27 protein-coding genes are annotated in these 18,249 nt (G+C 34.2%); 25 read left to right on the top strand and 2 right to left on the bottom strand.

All coding sequences use genetic code 11. The annotated features are described in order from the left end of the window. Nucleotides 1–69: 69 nt before the first annotated feature. The 8 genes from JN09_RS05710 (at nucleotide 70) to JN09_RS05675 (ending at nucleotide 5,186) form a co-directional block, all read left to right on the top strand. Nucleotides 70–381, top strand: a complete 312-nt coding sequence (locus JN09_RS05710) for a DUF6329 domain-containing protein (RefSeq protein ID WP_204433644.1) — start codon at nucleotides 70–72, stop codon at nucleotides 379–381. After that, a complete protein-coding gene (locus JN09_RS05705) occupies nucleotides 374–802 on the top strand; it encodes a hypothetical protein (protein WP_204433643.1) in 429 nt (142 codons plus the stop codon). The genes JN09_RS05710 and JN09_RS05705 overlap by 8 nt, the downstream gene beginning before the upstream one ends. Beyond that, nucleotides 802–1,194, top strand: a complete 393-nt coding sequence (locus tag JN09_RS05700; protein ID WP_204433642.1) for a hypothetical protein — start codon at nucleotides 802–804, stop codon at nucleotides 1,192–1,194. Before JN09_RS05705 ends, JN09_RS05700 begins: the two co-directional genes overlap by 1 nt. A gap of 36 nt (nucleotides 1,195–1,230) precedes the next feature. Beyond that, complete coding sequence (gene metK / locus JN09_RS05695; protein ID WP_204433641.1) at nucleotides 1,231–2,382, top strand: methionine adenosyltransferase; 1,152 nt, start codon at nucleotides 1,231–1,233, stop codon at nucleotides 2,380–2,382. Beyond that, nucleotides 2,348–2,632, top strand: a complete 285-nt coding sequence (locus JN09_RS05690) for an HNH endonuclease signature motif containing protein (protein ID WP_204433640.1) — start codon at nucleotides 2,348–2,350, stop codon at nucleotides 2,630–2,632. Before metK ends, JN09_RS05690 begins: the two co-directional genes overlap by 35 nt. A 38-nt stretch (nucleotides 2,633–2,670) precedes the next feature. Beyond that, on the top strand, nucleotides 2,671–3,096 hold the full coding sequence (locus tag JN09_RS05685) for a GIY-YIG nuclease family protein (RefSeq protein ID WP_204433639.1): 426 nt from the start codon (nucleotides 2,671–2,673) through the stop codon (nucleotides 3,094–3,096). Nucleotides 3,097–3,216: 120 nt separating this feature from the next. Next, nucleotides 3,217–3,552 (top strand): hypothetical protein, encoded by a 336-nt coding sequence (locus JN09_RS05680; protein WP_204433638.1) that lies wholly within the window; start codon nucleotides 3,217–3,219, stop codon nucleotides 3,550–3,552. After that, the gene (locus JN09_RS05675; protein WP_204433637.1) at nucleotides 3,549–5,186 is read left to right on the top strand and encodes a terminase large subunit; all 1,638 of its coding nucleotides are present in this window, start codon (nucleotides 3,549–3,551) and stop codon (nucleotides 5,184–5,186) included. The genes JN09_RS05680 and JN09_RS05675 overlap by 4 nt, the downstream gene beginning before the upstream one ends. Nucleotides 5,187–5,237: 51 nt before the next feature. Here the strand turns inward: JN09_RS05675 and JN09_RS05670 are convergent, their stop codons facing one another. After that, entirely contained in the window at nucleotides 5,238–5,498 is a 261-nt protein-coding gene (locus JN09_RS05670) for a hypothetical protein (protein WP_204433635.1), read from the bottom strand. A 35-nt stretch (nucleotides 5,499–5,533) separates the two neighbouring features. Beyond that, entirely contained in the window at nucleotides 5,534–5,836 is a 303-nt protein-coding gene (locus tag JN09_RS05665; RefSeq protein ID WP_204433633.1) for a hypothetical protein, read from the bottom strand. Between the two features lie 163 nt (nucleotides 5,837–5,999). Between JN09_RS05665 and JN09_RS05660 the strand changes: the two genes are divergently transcribed. From JN09_RS05660 to JN09_RS05580, 17 genes are all read left to right on the top strand, one after another. After that, the gene (locus tag JN09_RS05660) at nucleotides 6,000–7,211 is read left to right on the top strand and encodes a phage portal protein (protein WP_204433632.1); all 1,212 of its coding nucleotides are present in this window, start codon (nucleotides 6,000–6,002) and stop codon (nucleotides 7,209–7,211) included. After that, nucleotides 7,195–7,389 (top strand): hypothetical protein, encoded by a 195-nt coding sequence (locus JN09_RS05655; RefSeq protein ID WP_204433630.1) that lies wholly within the window; start codon nucleotides 7,195–7,197, stop codon nucleotides 7,387–7,389. The genes JN09_RS05660 and JN09_RS05655 overlap by 17 nt, the downstream gene beginning before the upstream one ends. After that, nucleotides 7,386–7,982, top strand: a complete 597-nt coding sequence (locus JN09_RS05650; RefSeq protein WP_204433628.1) for an HK97 family phage prohead protease — start codon at nucleotides 7,386–7,388, stop codon at nucleotides 7,980–7,982. Before JN09_RS05655 ends, JN09_RS05650 begins: the two co-directional genes overlap by 4 nt. A 4-nt stretch (nucleotides 7,983–7,986) precedes the next feature. Then, nucleotides 7,987–9,114 (top strand): phage major capsid protein, encoded by a 1,128-nt coding sequence (locus JN09_RS05645; RefSeq protein WP_204433626.1) that lies wholly within the window; start codon nucleotides 7,987–7,989, stop codon nucleotides 9,112–9,114. A 25-nt stretch (nucleotides 9,115–9,139) separates the two neighbouring features. Next, complete coding sequence (locus JN09_RS05640) at nucleotides 9,140–9,430, top strand: phage head-tail connector protein (RefSeq protein ID WP_204433625.1); 291 nt, start codon at nucleotides 9,140–9,142, stop codon at nucleotides 9,428–9,430. After that, on the top strand, nucleotides 9,417–9,755 hold the full coding sequence (locus tag JN09_RS05635) for a hypothetical protein (RefSeq protein ID WP_204433624.1): 339 nt from the start codon (nucleotides 9,417–9,419) through the stop codon (nucleotides 9,753–9,755). Before JN09_RS05640 ends, JN09_RS05635 begins: the two co-directional genes overlap by 14 nt. After that, nucleotides 9,739–10,116: an HK97 gp10 family phage protein gene (locus JN09_RS05630; RefSeq protein ID WP_204433623.1), complete on the top strand. Its 378-nt coding sequence runs from the start codon at nucleotides 9,739–9,741 to the stop codon at nucleotides 10,114–10,116. The genes JN09_RS05635 and JN09_RS05630 overlap by 17 nt, the downstream gene beginning before the upstream one ends. Then, nucleotides 10,106–10,459 (top strand): hypothetical protein, encoded by a 354-nt coding sequence (locus JN09_RS05625; RefSeq protein WP_204433622.1) that lies wholly within the window; start codon nucleotides 10,106–10,108, stop codon nucleotides 10,457–10,459. Before JN09_RS05630 ends, JN09_RS05625 begins: the two co-directional genes overlap by 11 nt. Next, nucleotides 10,449–11,018 (top strand): major tail protein, encoded by a 570-nt coding sequence (locus tag JN09_RS05620; RefSeq protein ID WP_204433621.1) that lies wholly within the window; start codon nucleotides 10,449–10,451, stop codon nucleotides 11,016–11,018. The genes JN09_RS05625 and JN09_RS05620 overlap by 11 nt, the downstream gene beginning before the upstream one ends. A 1-nt stretch (nucleotide 11,019) precedes the next feature. Beyond that, on the top strand, nucleotides 11,020–11,355 hold the full coding sequence (locus JN09_RS05615; protein ID WP_204433619.1) for a hypothetical protein: 336 nt from the start codon (nucleotides 11,020–11,022) through the stop codon (nucleotides 11,353–11,355). Nucleotides 11,356–11,564: 209 nt separating this feature from the next. Then, a complete protein-coding gene (locus JN09_RS05610) occupies nucleotides 11,565–13,703 on the top strand; it encodes a phage tail tape measure protein (protein ID WP_204433617.1) in 2,139 nt (712 codons plus the stop codon). Then, nucleotides 13,700–14,524, top strand: coding sequence for a phage distal tail protein domain-containing protein (locus tag JN09_RS05605; RefSeq protein WP_204433616.1), 825 nt, complete (start codon nucleotides 13,700–13,702; stop codon nucleotides 14,522–14,524). Before JN09_RS05610 ends, JN09_RS05605 begins: the two co-directional genes overlap by 4 nt. Nucleotides 14,525–14,529: 5 nt before the next feature. After that, nucleotides 14,530–15,648 (top strand): hypothetical protein, encoded by a 1,119-nt coding sequence (locus JN09_RS05600; protein ID WP_204433615.1) that lies wholly within the window; start codon nucleotides 14,530–14,532, stop codon nucleotides 15,646–15,648. Then, nucleotides 15,648–16,427: a hypothetical protein gene (locus tag JN09_RS05595; RefSeq protein WP_204433614.1), complete on the top strand. Its 780-nt coding sequence runs from the start codon at nucleotides 15,648–15,650 to the stop codon at nucleotides 16,425–16,427. The genes JN09_RS05600 and JN09_RS05595 overlap by 1 nt, the downstream gene beginning before the upstream one ends. A gap of 14 nt (nucleotides 16,428–16,441) precedes the next feature. After that, nucleotides 16,442–17,128: a hypothetical protein gene (locus tag JN09_RS05590; RefSeq protein ID WP_204433613.1), complete on the top strand. Its 687-nt coding sequence runs from the start codon at nucleotides 16,442–16,444 to the stop codon at nucleotides 17,126–17,128. After that, entirely contained in the window at nucleotides 17,128–17,673 is a 546-nt protein-coding gene (locus JN09_RS05585) for a hypothetical protein (RefSeq protein WP_204433612.1), read from the top strand. Before JN09_RS05590 ends, JN09_RS05585 begins: the two co-directional genes overlap by 1 nt. 1 nt (nucleotide 17,674) lies before the next feature. Continuing rightward, nucleotides 17,675–18,097: a hypothetical protein gene (locus JN09_RS05580; RefSeq protein WP_204433611.1), complete on the top strand. Its 423-nt coding sequence runs from the start codon at nucleotides 17,675–17,677 to the stop codon at nucleotides 18,095–18,097. Nucleotides 18,098–18,249 lie beyond the last annotated feature (152 nt).

Genomic DNA, 18,249 nt, shown 5'->3' with positions numbered 1-18,249 from the left:
GCTATAAGTTGTTTTTTATTGATATATAGTAGTAACCAAATAAAAGTGGTTAGAAAAGAGGCATAGCAAATGAAGGTTTTATTTGAAAGAAAAGCATTCAAGGAACAAATCATACCACAAGATGAATTTGTGATTGAGAAAGTAGTAGAGATTCCAATCAAGCAGTTTAATAAGTTCTTAGACGACATGCTTGGGGATTACAAATTCATAGAAGAACATAAGGATTTGATGTATATCGATAACAATAACGTATGGCATTCAATTTTAGTTACAACTAAGGAAGTAGACTTTGGAATCCTTGTTCAATCAGAAGGTTACAGTTATGCAAGATACTCAGCCTATATTAGAAAAGATGAAATAGGAGGTTCAAGCAATGGATAAGCAACAACCTCTTAGTTATTGGATCAAAGCGTATAATGAAGGAAAGTTTGATTCAAAGGACACAAAAGTTCAAATAGAAGCTGGATGGTATGATTGGTTTTGCAAAGATTCAAGTCTAACTAATAAAACGAAGAAGATGGGTAACATCATCAAACAAATTAAACCAGGTGGAAAAGTTGATTTAGAAACAAGCTATGTATGGTTCAAGAATAACTGTCCACTAAACGGTCCACTCTATGATGATTTTAGAATTGCAGATATCGAAACAAACAATACCTTAATCCTAGTTCAAATTGATTGTGTTTGGAACGATACAAAATATACTGTGTATGAACGATTAGACGGATTTGATAAACCAGTGCTTAAAACCAACTCATCAAGAGACCTAGTCAAATGGTTGAATAAAGGATGGAATAAGTAATGTTTAAAGAATACAACGCGCATCCAAAAGGAATCAAAACAACTGATTGTGTCGTGAGAGCCATCAGCACTGCAATGGATAAAGATTACGTGGAATGCAGAAGAGAACTCAATCAAAAGAAACGAGAATGGAATTTCACAAGTTATAAAGATACTGAGTTCTTATATAAATATTTTGAAGGTAAACCTAGACTAATATTCAAAGCTGTTAAAGGTGAACCGAGAATTAAAGGTAGCGACTTTTGTGAACTACATCCAAAGGGAACTTATATCTTAAAGATGGCTGGCCATGTCGCAGCGTGCATCGATGGAGTGATTTTAGATACTTGGGATTGTTCATATCGTTCAGTCTATACCGCATGGGAAATAAAAAATAGTAATTGGGAGCGTTAAGCTCCTTTTTTACTCGTTAATGGAGGAAGTTGAAGCATGCAAGTCATAACAAGTGAATCGGTGTTTAGTGGACATCCAGATAAGGTCTGTGACCAAATCAGCGATACAATACTAGATGCCATTTTAGAACAAGATAAAAAAGCAAGAGTAGCAGTTGAAACAGCCATCAAGGATGATTTCGTATTTATCTTTGGTGAGGTTACAACAACTGCGAAAGTTGATTATAAAGAAGTAGCAATTAACAAACTTAAAGAAATAGGATACGATGAACCATTTAATGTCTTAGAAAAGATTAGTAAACAATCACCTGATATTGCACTTGGTGTTGATTCAACTGAATCACATGAACAAGGTGCTGGTGATCAAGGGATTATGTTTGGTTATGCATGTAATGAAACAAAAGAGTTAATGCCACTACCAATTATGCTAGCAAATCAAATCTCAAAAGAAATGGATAATGCTAGAAAAGAAAAGTATTCACACATCTTTGGTCCTGATGGTAAATGTCAGGTTTCAGTTGAATATGAAAAGGGTAAACCAAAGAAGGTAAAAACAATTGTTGTTTCAGCCCAAACAAAGTCATGGATTAATAGAGAACTATATGAGGACATAATTATCAATGAAGTATTAACTAAAGTCTTAGATGACAAAGCGATTCGAGAAGCTGAGATTCTTATCAATCCAACAGGTGAGTTTGTTATTGGTGGACCTTATGCAGATTCAGGTTTAACTGGTAGAAAGATAATCGTCGACACTTATGGTGGATACGCTAAACATGGCGGTGGAGCTTTTTCTGGCAAAGACGTGAGCAAGGTTGATCGCAGTGGGGCTTATTATGCTAGGTACGTTGCAAAAGCCGTTGTAAGGGCAAATTTAGCGGACAGGTGCGAAGTTCAGCTAGGGTATGTGATTGGTATTTCTAATCCTGTAAGTATTCATATAAATACGTTCAATACAGGTGTTATTAGTGATGAAGCAATTCAAGGACTTGTAAGTAAGATATTTGATTTTAGACCTTCAATGATTAGAAAAGAATTATTACTTGATGAAGTTAAGTATCAAGACTTAGCTAAGTATGGTCACTGTGGAAGAGAAGATTTAAATGTTGCTTGGGAATCAGTAGACTTAAAAGCTAAGCAGTTAAGGAAATTATATGAAGAAACCAAAAGAGCTTCACAGGTTCTATAAATCGAAGGCTTGGTTCATTGCTCGCAATATCAAAACAAACGCCACACAGGGCAAGTGTGAGCGATGTGGTGCCGTAGGTGAAGAGGTACATCACAAAAAAAGACTCACCGTTGAGAATGTGAATGATTCGTCAATTAGCCTTAATCAAGATAACTTGGAACTGCTTTGTAAGAACTGTCACAATGACGAACATGGAAGATTTAAGAAAAAAGAATTAATGTTTGATAAGGATGGTAATTACGTAGGGTAAATGATAAAATTAAATAAAAGTATAGGATAGGTTTTTATATGTCAAAAATAGAGTGTTTAAAAGAAACATTAATTAACTTAATTGAAGCTGAACCATTTATTCAAAAAATCGATATTATCAGCGGAAAATATGGAGTGAATTCAGAATATAAGAACGGGATTTATTTTTTATATGATAAAGATGAACAAGTAGTATACATTGGTAAAGTAGGTAATGGTAAAAGTACTTCGTTATATAGTAGATTGACTGGACATGGAAGCGGTTCTCATAAGGTTGAGTACTGGTGGAAAGAAATTGTGAAATGCAAGTTTAAATCATTTCAAGACTTAACCAATAGAGAACTTAATCAAATAGAAAGACTTGCAATAAACAAAAAAGGTCCAAAGTTTAATGATGTAAAGATAAATGATTCAGAAGCAGAAATAATCATTAATAAAATAGCCCCCCTATCAAGTGATAATTAACTACTTAAGGGTACCGCATGGGTGGGCTCTTAAAAAACGCAAGGCAAAAATTTTGAAAATCCAGAAATTAGATTAAGTCACTACGGTGGCTTTTTATTTTATTGAAAGTGAGTGAATATTATGGCAGTGATTGATAAAGTACAAATTGAATATGAAAGATTAAAGACGCTCTTTTTATCAGTTGAACAATCAAAGAGCGAACTTGTGGATAATTTAATCAATGAAGCAGCTTTTATGAGAGTTCAATTAGAATCACTTCAAAACCAAATTAGAAAATATGGTGCTGTTCAAATTTCCAAAAAAGGTGCACAACGTCAAACTGAAGCAGCCAAGTATTACACGAAACTCGTGAATGCATATGGAACAGTCATCAAAACACTTAATTCCATTATGGGTAAAAACATAATTGATGAAGATGATGAATTTGAGAAGTTCATAGGCAGAATGTCAGAATGAACTATTTATTAATGTATTACGATGAGATTCAAAAGGGCAAAATAAAAGTTGGTAAAGAATTACTAACAGTCCTTGAATCACTTATTAAAGATATGGATAATCCTAGATACACTTTTGATGAACGTCCTGGAAATATACGAATCGAGTTTATAGAAACTTTCTGCAAACATACTAAAAGTCCATTTAATGGAGAACCATTCATACTAGAATTATGGGAGAAGGCAGTACTTCAAACCGCTTATGGATTTAAAATGGCGGATACTAATTTAAGAAGGTTTAATGAAGTTTTATTATTGATTGCCAGAAAGAATGGTAAGACAACCTTTATCGCAGGTATAGATCTGGCGGAGTTCTTCTTATCAAAAGGCGGAGTTGATATCGTATGTGCATCAAACACATCTGAACAAGCGAATATCCTATTTGAAGAAATTAACAATATGAGAGAAGGCTCAAAAGCTCTATCGAATGAAAAGAGAAGCAAGAAGAATATCTTTCACATTTACTCACCAAAAACTAAGAATAAGATAAAAAAACTGTCAGCACAATCAAGAAATAAGGATGGATACAATATAGAGGTTGGTTGTATTGATGAGGTTCATGAAATGACTGATTCAAAAGTCTATGATGCTATCAAGCAAAGTCAATCAACTAAAGAGGAACCGCTGATTTTTATTATTACAACAGAAGGTAATACTGTAGGTGGGTTCCTAGATAGTAAACTTGATTATGTTAGAAAAATGATCAAAGGGGAGGTCCACGATGAACGAGTACTACCCTGGTTATATACTCAAGACTCAATTAATGAAATATATGAAGATAAAAGTACATGGCAAAAAAGTAATCCGAGCATCGGGACTGTTAAGACATATTCATACTTAGATGACTTGATGAATAAATCTAGGCATGACTTAGCAACACGAGTTACGATGCTTTGTAAAGACTTCAACGTTAAACAATTAGAACAAGGATCATGGTTAACTTATAATGATCTAAACAATGAAGCAACGTATGATATCAATGAGCTAAGAAATAGTTACGCCATTGGAGGTGTTGACTTATCATCAACCACCGACCTTACAGTTGTACTCTTATTAGTAATCAAAGATGGTAAGAAGTATGTTATCCCACAATTTTTTATGCCGAGTGAAGTTATTAAACGTAGGAAAGAAGAAGATAACGTACCTTATGACATCTGGGTTCAACGAGGTTTAATTACAGTAACTGAAGGTAATCAAAATGACTTTACATTGGTTACTCAGTGGTTTTTGATGATGATTCGAACTTACGAAATTAGACCTCTATGGGTAGGTTATGATCCATGGAATAGTCAGTACTGGATTAAAGAAATGGAAGACTTAGGTTTTGAAATGGAAAAGGTCAGACAAGGTATATACTCTTTATCTGAGCCCATGAAACAACTCGAAGCTGATTTGAAAAATGGAAATGTAATCTATAACAATAATCCAATAATGAAGTGGAATTTATCAAACACTCAGGCCAAGATTGATATTAACGGTAACATTCAGCCATCAAAACTTGGAAGCAAGTATAAAAGGATTGATGGGGCTGTAGCACTTATCATTGCGTATGCAGTTTTGAACAGATATAAGTTGGATTATAAGAATATGATATAAAAAACTCTTAACATAAGAGTCTTTTGTGAGGTGCTATTGATTTTATTAGCTTTATGGATTTGTATTTCCATAATATATTGCCAAACCCAAAAGGCCACATAATATAAGTCCAAATAAAATCTTAAGAACACTACGTTCTTGAACACCATTAATAAGTAGTTTGAATGGAAAAACGAATATAAAGTAAAATGTGTATTTCATGAAAAAAAGAAATGGAACTAACCACCAACCAAATAATACCCATAGAAGTATCTGCCCAGCTAATGTATCCTTATCCTCTATTTCTTCAATTATTATTCTGTAAATTGCCATTATAAATTTCTCCATCTATTTCGTTTTAGCTTTATTTATTCAACAAAAATTATCATAAGATCGATGCGATTAATGTCAGTTTCGAGATCAAATTGCAGATTAATATGATAATCTTTAAAATTAGTTTTGTTGGATATGATATTAGTTATTGCTTCAATTTCGGACACTTTTAATCCAAGTCCAGAGTTAATATTAATTAGAACTCTATTTGAGTGCTTAATAAGTGATTCATCAATATTAATAAGCTCATCTAACTTATAAATATTTAATTTGTCGATATAAATAATACAATGAATGAAGTCTAAGTTTTTATAATAGGATTCATCGAATCTTAACATAGATGGTTTACTAATCTCATCTAGAAATTCTAAAATTCGAGATTTATCTGATACAACATTCATAGTTATTCACTTCCACAGCCACAGCCTATTATGTAAAGTATATCATATTATTTCATGACTTACAATACATAGATGGAGAAGTATAAGGAGTTTAAGAAAAATGCCATTATTTAGAAAAAAAAAGGAAGGTTCAACAAGCACCTTCCAGTTATTAAATCAAAACAATACGTTCTTCACACCTTTTGGAAACAATATATCAAAGAGTGATGTTGTAAAGATTGCGATTGATCGGATAGCAAGTCAGTGTGCAAAACTAAAACCAAGATACATAAAGAAAGCGAATGATAAGACAGTTAAGGAGAAATCTGGCAAACTGTCTTTTATTTTAAAGCATCAACCAAATGAGGTTATGACTCCATACCAATTTATCTATATGGTGATTACGACACTACTCATGAACGACAATGCATTTATCTATCCAATGTTTGATGGTTCAACCGGTGAAATTAAAGCTCTTTATCCGCTTAAACCATCCATTGTTGAACCAATCATAGATTCAGGTGGTAGTTACTATTTAAAGTTTAGCTTTGACAGTACGGATTCCTTCACGATTCCATATGAGAACATTATTCATATTAAAAGGTTTTACCACACGAATCAGATCTTTGGTGGATCGAGTTCTAAAGGTGACCAAGAAGCACTGCTAAAAACAATACAAATCAATGAGAATGTACTTCAAGGTATTGATAATGCTCTTAAGAGTTCCATGCAGATTAAGGGACTTCTTAAAATGAGTGCGATGTTAAGTGAAACAGATAAGAAAAAACAACTTGATTCATTTAATGAGATACTCAAAGAGTCCATTAGAAATAAAGGCAGTTCAATTATTCCTGTGGATTTAAAAGGTGATTATGTACCTTTAACAACAGATCCAAAGCTAATAGATAAGGATACCTTAGAGTTTTTACAATCAAAAATCCTAGATTACTTTGGTGTATCTGTTCCAATCTTTCATTCCAAATATACAGAAGATGAGTTTAACTCATTTTATGAACAAACCATCGAGCCTTTAGCCATTCAAATGTCTGAGGCTTTTTCTTTAGGCTTGCTTACTCAAAATGAAATCATGCGTGGTGAAGAGATTATCTTTTATAGCGAAAGACTTCAATACGCATCTTGGAACACAAAGGTTACAGCGATTGAAAAGCTCATGGGTTTAGGCATCATGTCACTGAATGAATCAAGAGGGTTGTTGGGACTTGAACCAGTAGAAAACGGTGATAGAAGATTACAATCACTCAATTACGTCGATGCGACAAAAGCAAACGAATATCAAGTAGGGAAGGATGATTTAAATGAAGGTAACAATTAACGGTAAGGTTTCAAAAGATGTATTAAATACTGTTTTAGAAGAACAAAAAGAAAAGATTAATACAATCGAAACCTTTTGTAAGACACACAAAATTAGTGAGTTTTCATACAAGGACAATGAACTTGAATTTGTGTATGAAAAACAAGCTGCAAAACCTAAGGAGGTTGAGAAACGATGAAGAAAGAAACCAGAATAGCAGAAGTTAGGCTAGAAGAAACTGATGACAAGATGATCTTAGAAGGATATGCAATCGTTTATGATGAGCCCACTTTAATTGGTGATGAATCGTATGGATTTATTGAAAGTATTAGTAGAAGTGCAATCACGGATGCAGCCATCAAAGATGTGCCAATGAAGTATAACCACATGGACTCATTTTTAATCATCGCTCGAACTAAAAACGGCTCACTTACTTTAACAAGTGATGATGTCGGATTAAAGGTTAGAGCAGAGTTGCTTGATACACAAAGCAATCAAGATATATTTAAGATGGTCAAATCAGGCTTATTGGATAAAATGAGCTTTGCATTTGTAGTGAGTGAACAGGAATGGAATCGTGATGGTGATATTCCAAAAAGAACTATCAGAAAGATTGAACGTTTATATGATGTTTCAATCGTTGATACACCTGCTTATGATAAGACTTCGATTTATGCTCGTTCTTTAGAGGCTATGGACTTAGAACTAAAGACTATGGATTTAGCAGAGAAAAATATGAAGGCTGAGCTTATAAGAAGAAAACTAAATTTGAAAATAAAAATAGGAGAATAATCAGATGAATTTAGAAAAAAGAAGTAATGAAATTAAAGCACGTATCACTGAAATCAAAGGTTTGATTGGTGCGGAAGTAACACTTGAAGTGTTAGAACAATTGGAAGCTGAAGTTGATGAACTCAATAAAGAAAAGGACACGATTGAAAGAAAACTTGCTATTCAAAACAAGACGAAAATCAATCCAGTCGTTGTTGAAAGATCGAATCAAGTAGATAAAGATCAATTAGAAACACGTGGTAAGAACCTAAGAGAAAGTAGAATTATTCAAGTTTCAAGTGAAGAGATTCTATTACCTGAACACATTGCCGATGGCATTGCACCGCATCCATTTGCACAAGTATCTGCCTTAGTAGATAAGGTCAAAGTTGTGAACTTAAATGGTGGGGAAACCTATAAAAAGTCATTTGTTAAAGGTAGTGGTATTGCTGGTTTAACTGGAGAGGGTGAACCTTATTCAGAAACTGAACCAGAGTATGGTTATTTAACAATCACTAAAGTTAAGGTGACTGCTTATACAGAAATCACTGAGGAGTTAGAAAAATTACCTAACTTACCATATCAAGCTGAGGTTTTAAAGAATATTAATCTATCCCTTAAAAAGAAGATTAGTGAACAAATCCTAAGAGGTCCAGGTACATCCAATACATTCACAGGAATCTTTAGTGATAAGGCAATCGCTTTATCTGATACTGCAGATTTAGAAATCACCTCAATTACAGACTCAACCTTAGATGATATCATCTTTGCTTATGGTGGTGATGAAGAAGTAGAGGGTGGAGCATACTTAATTTTGAACAAGAATGATTTAAGAGCATTTGCTGGCTTACGTACTGCAGAAGGTAGAAAAGTCCACACGATTGACTACATCAACAACACGATTGATGGTATTCCATACATCATTAATTCTCATTGTAAGGCTATTTCGGACACAAACACTGCAGCTGGAGAATATGGTATAGCTTATGGATCCTTACTCAATTATGAAGTGCCTGTTTTCTCACCTGTTGAGATTAGTAAGTCTAATGATTACAAGTTTAAAGATGGCATCATTTGCTACAAAGCATCCGTATTTACAGGCGGTAACGTTGTAGGGTATAAAGGCTTCCTAAGAGTTAAAAAGAAAGCCTAAGCAAGAATAGAATTGAGGTTAGAATATGGGACTACTTGAAACAGTAAAGAAATCATTATTAATTCCTATCAGTGAAACCTATGCTGACGATGAATTAAATAATCATATCAGTGCATGTAAAAACTTACTCGTATCGACAGGGATTACACCAGCAGTTGTCGAGAGCCATCCATTAGCTCATTCGCTAGTGGTTATTTACTGCAAGACCTTCTTTGGTTTTAAAGCAGATGGTTCTGTTAAAGATTTACCAAAGAGTTTTGACATGCTCTTGAATCAATTAGCATTAACAAGTGGTGATTATCATGTTTCCGAGTAGTCCTAATATTCGACTGATTTTATTAAAGATCACATTAATGAAAGATGAGATCGGTAATCAAGGTTATGGTTTCATTTCCAAAAAAGAAGTCATTGGCATTTCAAAATCAGTAACTTCTAAAGAGTATTATGAAAGTAAAAAGAATGAATACAAAGTAGACATGGCACTTAAGATTCAAAGCTTCTTGTATGACGGTAGCAAGTATGCAATCATTGATGACTTGATTTATCAAATTGAACGAACATATCTACAAGGACAGTTTTTAGAACTCTACTTGATGGAAACAAAAATGAAGGTGAGTGATATTCATGGCTACATTGAATGATTTTGTTGATGAAATTAATCATGAAATATCAGAATATGCAGAATCAGTTAAAAAAGAACTTGAACAAAAACTTGATGAAACTGCAACATTGATATTAGAGTATGTCATAGCAAATACACCAAGAAGTGGTAGAAAAGGTGCGATGGCAGATGAGTTTATAAAGACTGACATTGGTGAAGGTCATACGAAAACCATTGTTATCCATGCAAAAGAAAAGGGTAGATTGATTCACTTGATTGAATTTGGGTTTCAACATAAGAATGGAAAGTATGTCGCTGCAAGACCTTTCATGAGACCTGCATTTGACTACTTTACACCCAAAATGCTGGATGATATTAGGAGGATTATACGTGGGAACTAAAGAAAGATTAACATACTTTTATGGACTCCTTAATGACGTACTACCTGGTAATGTTCATTATGCACTTTATGTAACTGATAACGCCGAACCACCTTTTATTGTCTACCAGGAATTGAATAAAAATCCAAAGGTCTATGCGGATGATTCGTATTTAATTAGGCAAGTGACGATTCAAATCACACTTGTTACCAAAACAAAAGATACAACGATTGAATCTAGTTTAGAAGAAGTATTACAAAATGCAGGTATTGATTTTAGAATGATTAGCGAGTATTCACTAGTTGATACTGGCATTTATCGAATTTATGAAATAAAGATGGAGGAATATAAAAATGAGCAATAAAGTAACATTTGGACTTAAGAACGTCCATTATGCAATTGCAACACCAACCGAAGATGATACATGGGATTTTGGCACACCTAAGAAACTACTTGGAGCTCAAGAACTCAGTGCAGAAGTCATCGCAGGTAAAACGGATGTTTATGCTGATGATAAAATTGTTGCAACCCTAGCATCAAGTAGTGGATCCAATATCACCTTAAAGTTAACCGAACTTGACGATGATTTCAAAGTGGATATTTTAGGGTTTGCAAGAGATTCTAATGGCAACCTTGTAGAGATTGTTAATCATAGAACTAAAACATTCGCACTTGGATATGAGATTCAAGGTGATGTGAAATCAAGACGTATTTGGTATTTCTTGTGTACTGCAAGTCCAGTTAGTGATGCGACTAAAACAAAAGCAGAATCAATTGAACCGAATGCGGTTAGTATTACAATTACAGCAAGACCTATCGAGGTTGGTAATGTATCGGTGATTAGAACGATTGCGAAATTTGGTGACACAAATTATCAACAGTTCTTTGCACAAGTTCCAACATTACCTGTCATAGGTGTATAGTATGGAAAAAACAATTAATCTAAGAGGTGAGGATCTTAAACTAAGGTCTTCACTTTTTACTATTATCTCTTATCGTAGTGTATTTGGAACTGAGTTATTCAGTGACATTAAGAAACTTGAAAATTTGAATAAAGATGAAACGGATGCAGCATTAGTTATTGATATTCTTTTTAGAATTATCTACATTCTGCACAAACCATACACAAAAAAGAGCTATGATGAGTTCTTGATGGATTTGGATTTTAGTGTCTTATCTGATGTGAAGGAACTTGAAAACATTTCAAATACAATTACCTTAATGTTAGGTGGTAATGAAGGTGCACAAGACCCAAAGTAGATATACAAGATGAGCAAAACACAACAGCCAATATCATTTATAATCTTGCTCATCTTGGCATCTCAATTAAGGATACAGAGTATTTTGATATTGATGTATATGCAATGCTGATTGAACTCGAGGTTAAAACACTATCCAATGAACCACAAGCAAAAAGAGCGACCCAAAGAGACATAGATTTATTCTTATTATAAAGGTAGGTGAGTATGATGGCAGAGACAATTAAAGGCATTAATATTAAGTTGAGTCTTGATGGCAAGGATCTTGATAATGAGTTAAAAGAGATTAACAAAGAACTTAAAGAACAGCAAAAAGACTTGCGTGCCATTAATACAAACCTAAAGTATGATAGTTCAAACGTTGAGCTTTGGCGTAAGAAACAAACCCAATTGAATGAGATGCTTGAGACGACTAAAAAACGCTTAGATACGCAAAATAAGGCGTTAGAAAAGGCTAAACAAGGTCTTAAACTTGGTACAACTTCAGACGCTGAGTTTAGAAAAGTACAACGCAATGTTTCATACAGTGAATCTGAAGTAAAACGACTTAATAACGAATTTGATAAAACAAAATCTAAGATTAAAGATTTAGGTAATGCTAAGTTTGATAATATCGCTAAGGTTGGTGGTACCTTAACCAAGAGTCTGACGGTTCCTATTCTAGGTGCTGTTACTGCTTTAGGTGCACTTGCTAAAAAAGGTGCTGATACTGCTGATGCCTTTAATGATACTGCTCAAAAAATAGGGATGTCCATCGAAGCATTACAAGAATGGAATCATGTCGCAACTATTGCCGGAACAGAAACCGGTAGTTTGGAGCGTGCTTTTGTTAAGGTTAATTCAATTCTTGCTGATATTGCCTTAGGTGATGTTAAGAATATTGCTGGTCCGCTTCATGCACTTGGTATTTCGATGGAAGACTTAGAAGGTAAAGACACGAGTGAAGCTTTTGAGATTATGAGAGATGCCTTATCTAAAGTTGAGGATCAATCTTTAAAGACTGCACTTGCTAATCATTTATTTGGTGATAAGTTAGGTTCTGAGTTGCTTCCAATGCTTAATATGGAATCAGAAGCTATCAACGAATTAAGAGAACAAGCAAGGGCACTTGGTATCATTACGAGTGAACAAGCTGAAACAACTGGTGCATTTAATGATTCGCTGGATAGATTAAAAGTATCAACAACAGCACTTTCAGTCGAACTTGCTGTGGCGCTTGTTCCAGCTATGCAGTCTGTTGTTGAAGCAATCACCAATAAACTCATTCCTGCAGTAAGTAACATGATTTCATGGTGGACGAATCTTAGTAGTGGCACACAGCAACTGATAGGTTTCTTAGTTGGACTTGCAGCTGCTGTTGGACCCGTATTAACTATCATCGGTAAAGTTGGTCCTATATTAAAGGTAGTAGCAGTTGCTTTAAAAGGTGTCGGTGCTGCTGGTGCTATTGCTGGTATTGGTATTAATGCTGCAACCTTAGGGATTGGTGCTTTGATTGCGATTGTGGTTATGGCTTTAATGCGTAGCGAAAAGTTCAAAGAATTATTAGAAAAACTCATGGAGACTTTTATGAGACTCCTAGAACCTATCATGAAGATTGTTGAAGTTTTAATGGATGCATTAATGCCTATTGTTGAGATAGTTATCAATATATTCACAAGACTAATTGATATATTAGTTCCGATCATCGATATGATCTTAGCTCCATTGATTAAGCAACTCGAGTTTTTAGGTGATATTTTTGAGATGATTTCACCCTTGATTGAGATGGTTGGTAATGTTTTACAAGCTATTTTAGTTCCTGCGTTTCAGGCATTAGAGTTCATTTTAAATCCGATTTTGGACATATTAGAAACGATTATTGGTTTCTTTACAAAGATATTTGATTTTGCTGGTAGTGTTGGTGATGTGGTTGGTGGTGCATTAGGCGGTATTGGTGATACGATTGGAAATGTTGTCGGTGGTATTGGTAATTTTATCGGAGATGTTGCAGGTAAAGTTGGCGATTTTGTTGGCGGTGTAGCTGATAAAGTCACTGGTATTGCTTCAAATGTGGTTGATACGGTATCGAACTTTGCTGGTGGTGCAGTTAAAGGTGTAACAGATGTTGCAAACAATATCGTCGATGGCGTTTCTAACTTTGCTAATAACACCAAAGAAAAGGTCGGTGGCATATTCGGTAAGGTTGGCGGTTGGTTCAGTGATACATTTAATCTGAAAAAAACTTCTAATACGAGTAACCAAACGTCTAATAAGAGCACAACCAATAATGCAATCACCATCAATACATCATCATCCACATTCGATATTGATTCAATCAACAGAGCGTTAGGTGGTAAGTTTATATGACAAGAAGATTTTACTTAGAGAATGAACATGGCCAACAATTCCATTTTAAGTATCACAGTGGTGTCTTACTTTCGAATGTTATAGGATTAGGTTTTCAACTCAATATGACGTACTTGAAATATGGCCATATCCATAAAACAGTTAAAAGAGAAACGCCTTTATCAGAAATCAGTGGGTTGCTCAATTTCATGGATGGGTATCAAGGTTATCAACGATTTATCGACTACTTAAATCAAGGTCGAGATAATTTGAAACTATACTATGTTTCCAATGACATAAAGTATGTTCACGTTGATGTGGTTTCATTAAGCAAAGCAGAGATAAAAGCTGGATTACTAAGCTGTGAAATCACATTAAATAAAAAGAGTTATTGGATTAAAGAAAGACAAATCATCATTGACATAACTGAAGTGCTTGATGGCAAAGTTTATCCTTACCCATATGATTACACGTATCAGATTACACAAGAAGGACGAACTACGATTGATGTGGGTGGTTCATTTAATGCAAATGTGATTATTGAAATGGAAGGGTCAGTCGATCATCCAGAGATCAATGTGATCCAAAATGGGATATTGGTCTCAAGTCTACGATTAAACTTAGTTGAGGATGATGTCAAAATACGAATATCATCAGTAGCTGACAATAAGTATTTAAAGATGATTAAGAATGACATTGAAACAGATATCTATGCATATCAGGATTTTGAGAAAGATAATTTTATCGAATTAAAACCAGGTAGAAATACATTAGAGTTTAAATCTGGCGTGATGGAAGATACGTTTTGTAAAGTTCATATCTTTGAATACCATTTGGGGTGATTACTATGGACTTGATTATATTAGATCACTTGAATTTCACGTATAAAGATCATGCTTATATTGGTGATGATTTCGAAATTATACATGACATTGTCATTGCGCAAAAATCACATTTCAAGATAAACAAAAGCAAACTGAATGTTGCAGTTGGTGATTATGTTTATGTAAAAGAAGATGGGGCTTACTTCGGTATCGTAGAAAATATCGAAGATGAAAAAACGCATCTTGTTATTGCAAGTGTTGATTTCAAAGAGCTATTAAAAGTTGAAGTGTTAGTTGAAAGTTTCAACGGTAATGTGGCAACCTATATAGAAGAAATCATTAGAAAAACGTATCTTCAAAACAGTGACACCAAACAAAACTTAAACTACCTTAGCATCAGTGTGGAAACATCGAAGCTGGGTAGTTTTGTTTTTGATGCGGATAAGGTCATGACAATTTATGAACTTTTGGAGCTTGCTAACCGGATGTATGGTGTTTATATCAAACATGAAGTGATATTTAATGCCGGTAGTTTTAGTGGAATATTAATCAGAATCGTTAATGTGACACGAGGCTTAAAAATAAAAGCAGATAGCCTCATCTTAGAAGACTTAATCATTAATGATTCAAGTAAAGAAAGCACGAATAAGGCGATATATTATCCAAAGACAAGTAACTTATTCTTTAAGGATACAGTTATTTATTACCTATTAACAGATGGCACGATAACAAAAGATAATACAAGTAATCTAAGATATCCAAAAGTCATATCAAAAGTTGAAACATATTCAGATAATGATTACTTAGATTTGGATACAAAAGTTCGCTCAGTTCTCAGTATTGATAAAACAGATCATCAAATTAGTTTTATGATCCAAAAAAAGAATCACTCATTAGATATCTTAAGAACATTAGAGATTGGTGATTTTGTTGAATTCATTCATAAGGGCAAACGGTATGATTCATTGGTTACCGGTATTAAGTATGTGAGCACTTTTGAAGTAGCAACCATTACACTTGGTGAGTATCGTTTAAAACTCACTGAGAAGATTCAAATTTTAAGTAAAAACGTAAATAGTAAGGTCGGGAATGTCACAGTGAATAATAGTGGTTATTCTGATTTAGATGGAGGAGAGTTTTAATGGGAATACAAAAAATAACCTTTGATGGTTCAAGCGTCACATCAAAACATGATGCAGATTTAAATGACTTTATATTTTCAGTTGGAACTGGTGTGCTTTTAGGTAGTAGGGGTAGTGTGTTTTATACTCTTGCTAATAACACCATTACATTTGAGGATGGTTATGTCATGGTTCAGGGTAGGTTAATTTATATTGAAAATAATACGCAAGTCATTGTTACACCAAATGCTAATCGCTTAGGTTATGTGGTTTTGAATGTGGATTTAACCAATAATGAAGTTTCAATTTATGTGAAAGAACAAGCATCGACTTATCCTAATTTAGTTCAGAATGATTTAAGTAGTGGTCAAGGTCAGTATGAGTTTGCATTATGTGCCTATTCTAAGACAACCACATCTGTCACTTTAAATAATCCGTTTAATAGACAAACTTTATTGAATGCTGATAGTCTTGTCTATAATCTTGAGCAGAAGATTAGGAATCAAACGTCACCAACTGTTCTTACTCCGACATTTATTTCTCAAGGTGTTTATAGGATAAGTAATTATTATTCGAATGACCTAATGAGAGCATTCATCATGATTGTATTAAGCAATGGAACGGTTGTGAATTTACCAGGACCTTTGATTTTTGAAGTGCTGGGTTCTAGTACTTCTGTAGGTTACACTTACAACGGTATTTCATATTCGATGTTTGTTTCATATCAAAATGGCAATACAACATTTACATGTGGTTCGACTACACATACAATTAGTCGAGTTGTTATATATCGTTTCTAAGGAGGAAATAAAACATGGCAGTTATACAAATTAAAAGAAGAACGTCTGCTGGTACAGGACCCATTGTAGGCACAGCAGGCACAATTAAAGCCGGTGAACCATTAGTTGACTTAAACGGCACGAATTTATATATCTCAAAAGCAGATAAAACAGGTTCTAGTGCGAATCCATTAACAAGTAATGATTATATCGAATTTGCAAGTAAAGCTAATGCTGAAGCTACGATGGATTCAAAGATTAGTGCACTTGGACTTGGAACAGCATCCAAAAAGAATACAGGTACAACAAATGGTACGGTGCCTTTAATTGGTGCAGATGGAAAACTTCCAACCTCAATCATTCCAGCAGTGAGCCCTGTAACAAGCGTTAATAGTAAAACTGGTGCTGTAGTTATCACATTATCAGAACTAGGTGGAGTTGCAACATCTACTTATAATGCACACGTATCAAGTAATCTTCACTTAACTGATGACCAAAGAACAAAGATTGCTAATGTGAAAAATGTTGCCTTGATGCAAGGTGTAGGTGCTAAGTTCGATACGACAAAGGCATCATTCGATGCATCAGTTCTTGATAATGGATTAGTACTCCATAGTATTCAGGATACAAACTATAATCCAGTTAAAACTTTTTATTACATTGGTATTGATAAAACAAAAGTACTCACACCAACATCGGTTATTGATGGTGGAACATACTAATGGCTATCATCAGAGTTAAAAGAGGCACATCGGTTCCAACCACAAGCCATTTGACTCAAGTTGGTGAGCTGGGTTTCGATACAACAAATAATGAATTATATATTAGAGGTAACAGTAGTGTTATTAAAATAGGTGGTGGATTCTCATTGCTATATGAGGGCAATCTTTCGATACCTACGACCATTACAGCTAATAACATTACGCTCAATAGATCGATTAATCTATATGATAAGATCCTAGCGTTTGAGGTTAGAGCAGTTACAGCCACAGATTCTTATGAAACACATATTGTTTACGGTAGGATGGGTACGAATAGCACAACATCAGCAAGTCCAACATACGATAGACTTTATTCATGGACTACCTTCGATGGCCAATATTTCAAAACACATTCATTCAAAGCATATGTTTCAAACTCAATCTCAAATACGATGACGATTGGATATTTAAGACATTTGATTGGAAACTTTAGTGGCACATCAATCGCATGGACTACGAACACATCAACAACTGTTTACTTAGAACGTATTTGGTTGGTTAACTAGGATGGCATATACTTTAACGATCCATAGTATAAGTCCTACAACTGCATCAAATACAGGAAACATTGGTTTAGTGATTAATTTCACATTATCAGGTAGTGGGTTTTCACTTCCTGGTTTTTCTTTAAGTCTGTATGATGCACTAACCGGTGGTACCTATGTAAAGTCTCTATATTATGATGACACTAATGATTTACAAAGTGGTATGGCATATAGTGTTTCATTTTCTGGAGTTAGCCCAGGAACCTATTATATTGAAGTATTTTTTAAAGCACCAGGATCAACAAGAAGAGCCATCACGATTACAGGTTCATCGAGTGCTACTGAACTCATTACACTAAATGGTAGTAAAGTCACATCAAACTCGCTAAATGGGAGTCAAATTACAAATGAAACAGTTAATGGAGCCAAAGTATATGGCTCTTAATAAGAGGAGGAATATAAAATGGCAATAATTAAAAACTTACAATCAAGGGTAGGGGTAGATGTTAGTTATCACCGTATCATCGGTATCAACATTAATTATCGAAGTAGAAAGATTATACTTTGTGTCGCATCCTACATTTCAAAGGATAAAAG

It is taken from the genome of Paracholeplasma morum (assembly GCF_016907055.1).
GTDB lineage: Bacteria > Bacillota_I > Bacilli_A > Acholeplasmatales > UBA5453 > Paracholeplasma > Paracholeplasma morum.
The sequence above is the reverse complement of the archived record's forward strand: the minus strand, read 5'-3'. Positions and strand labels throughout refer to the sequence as shown.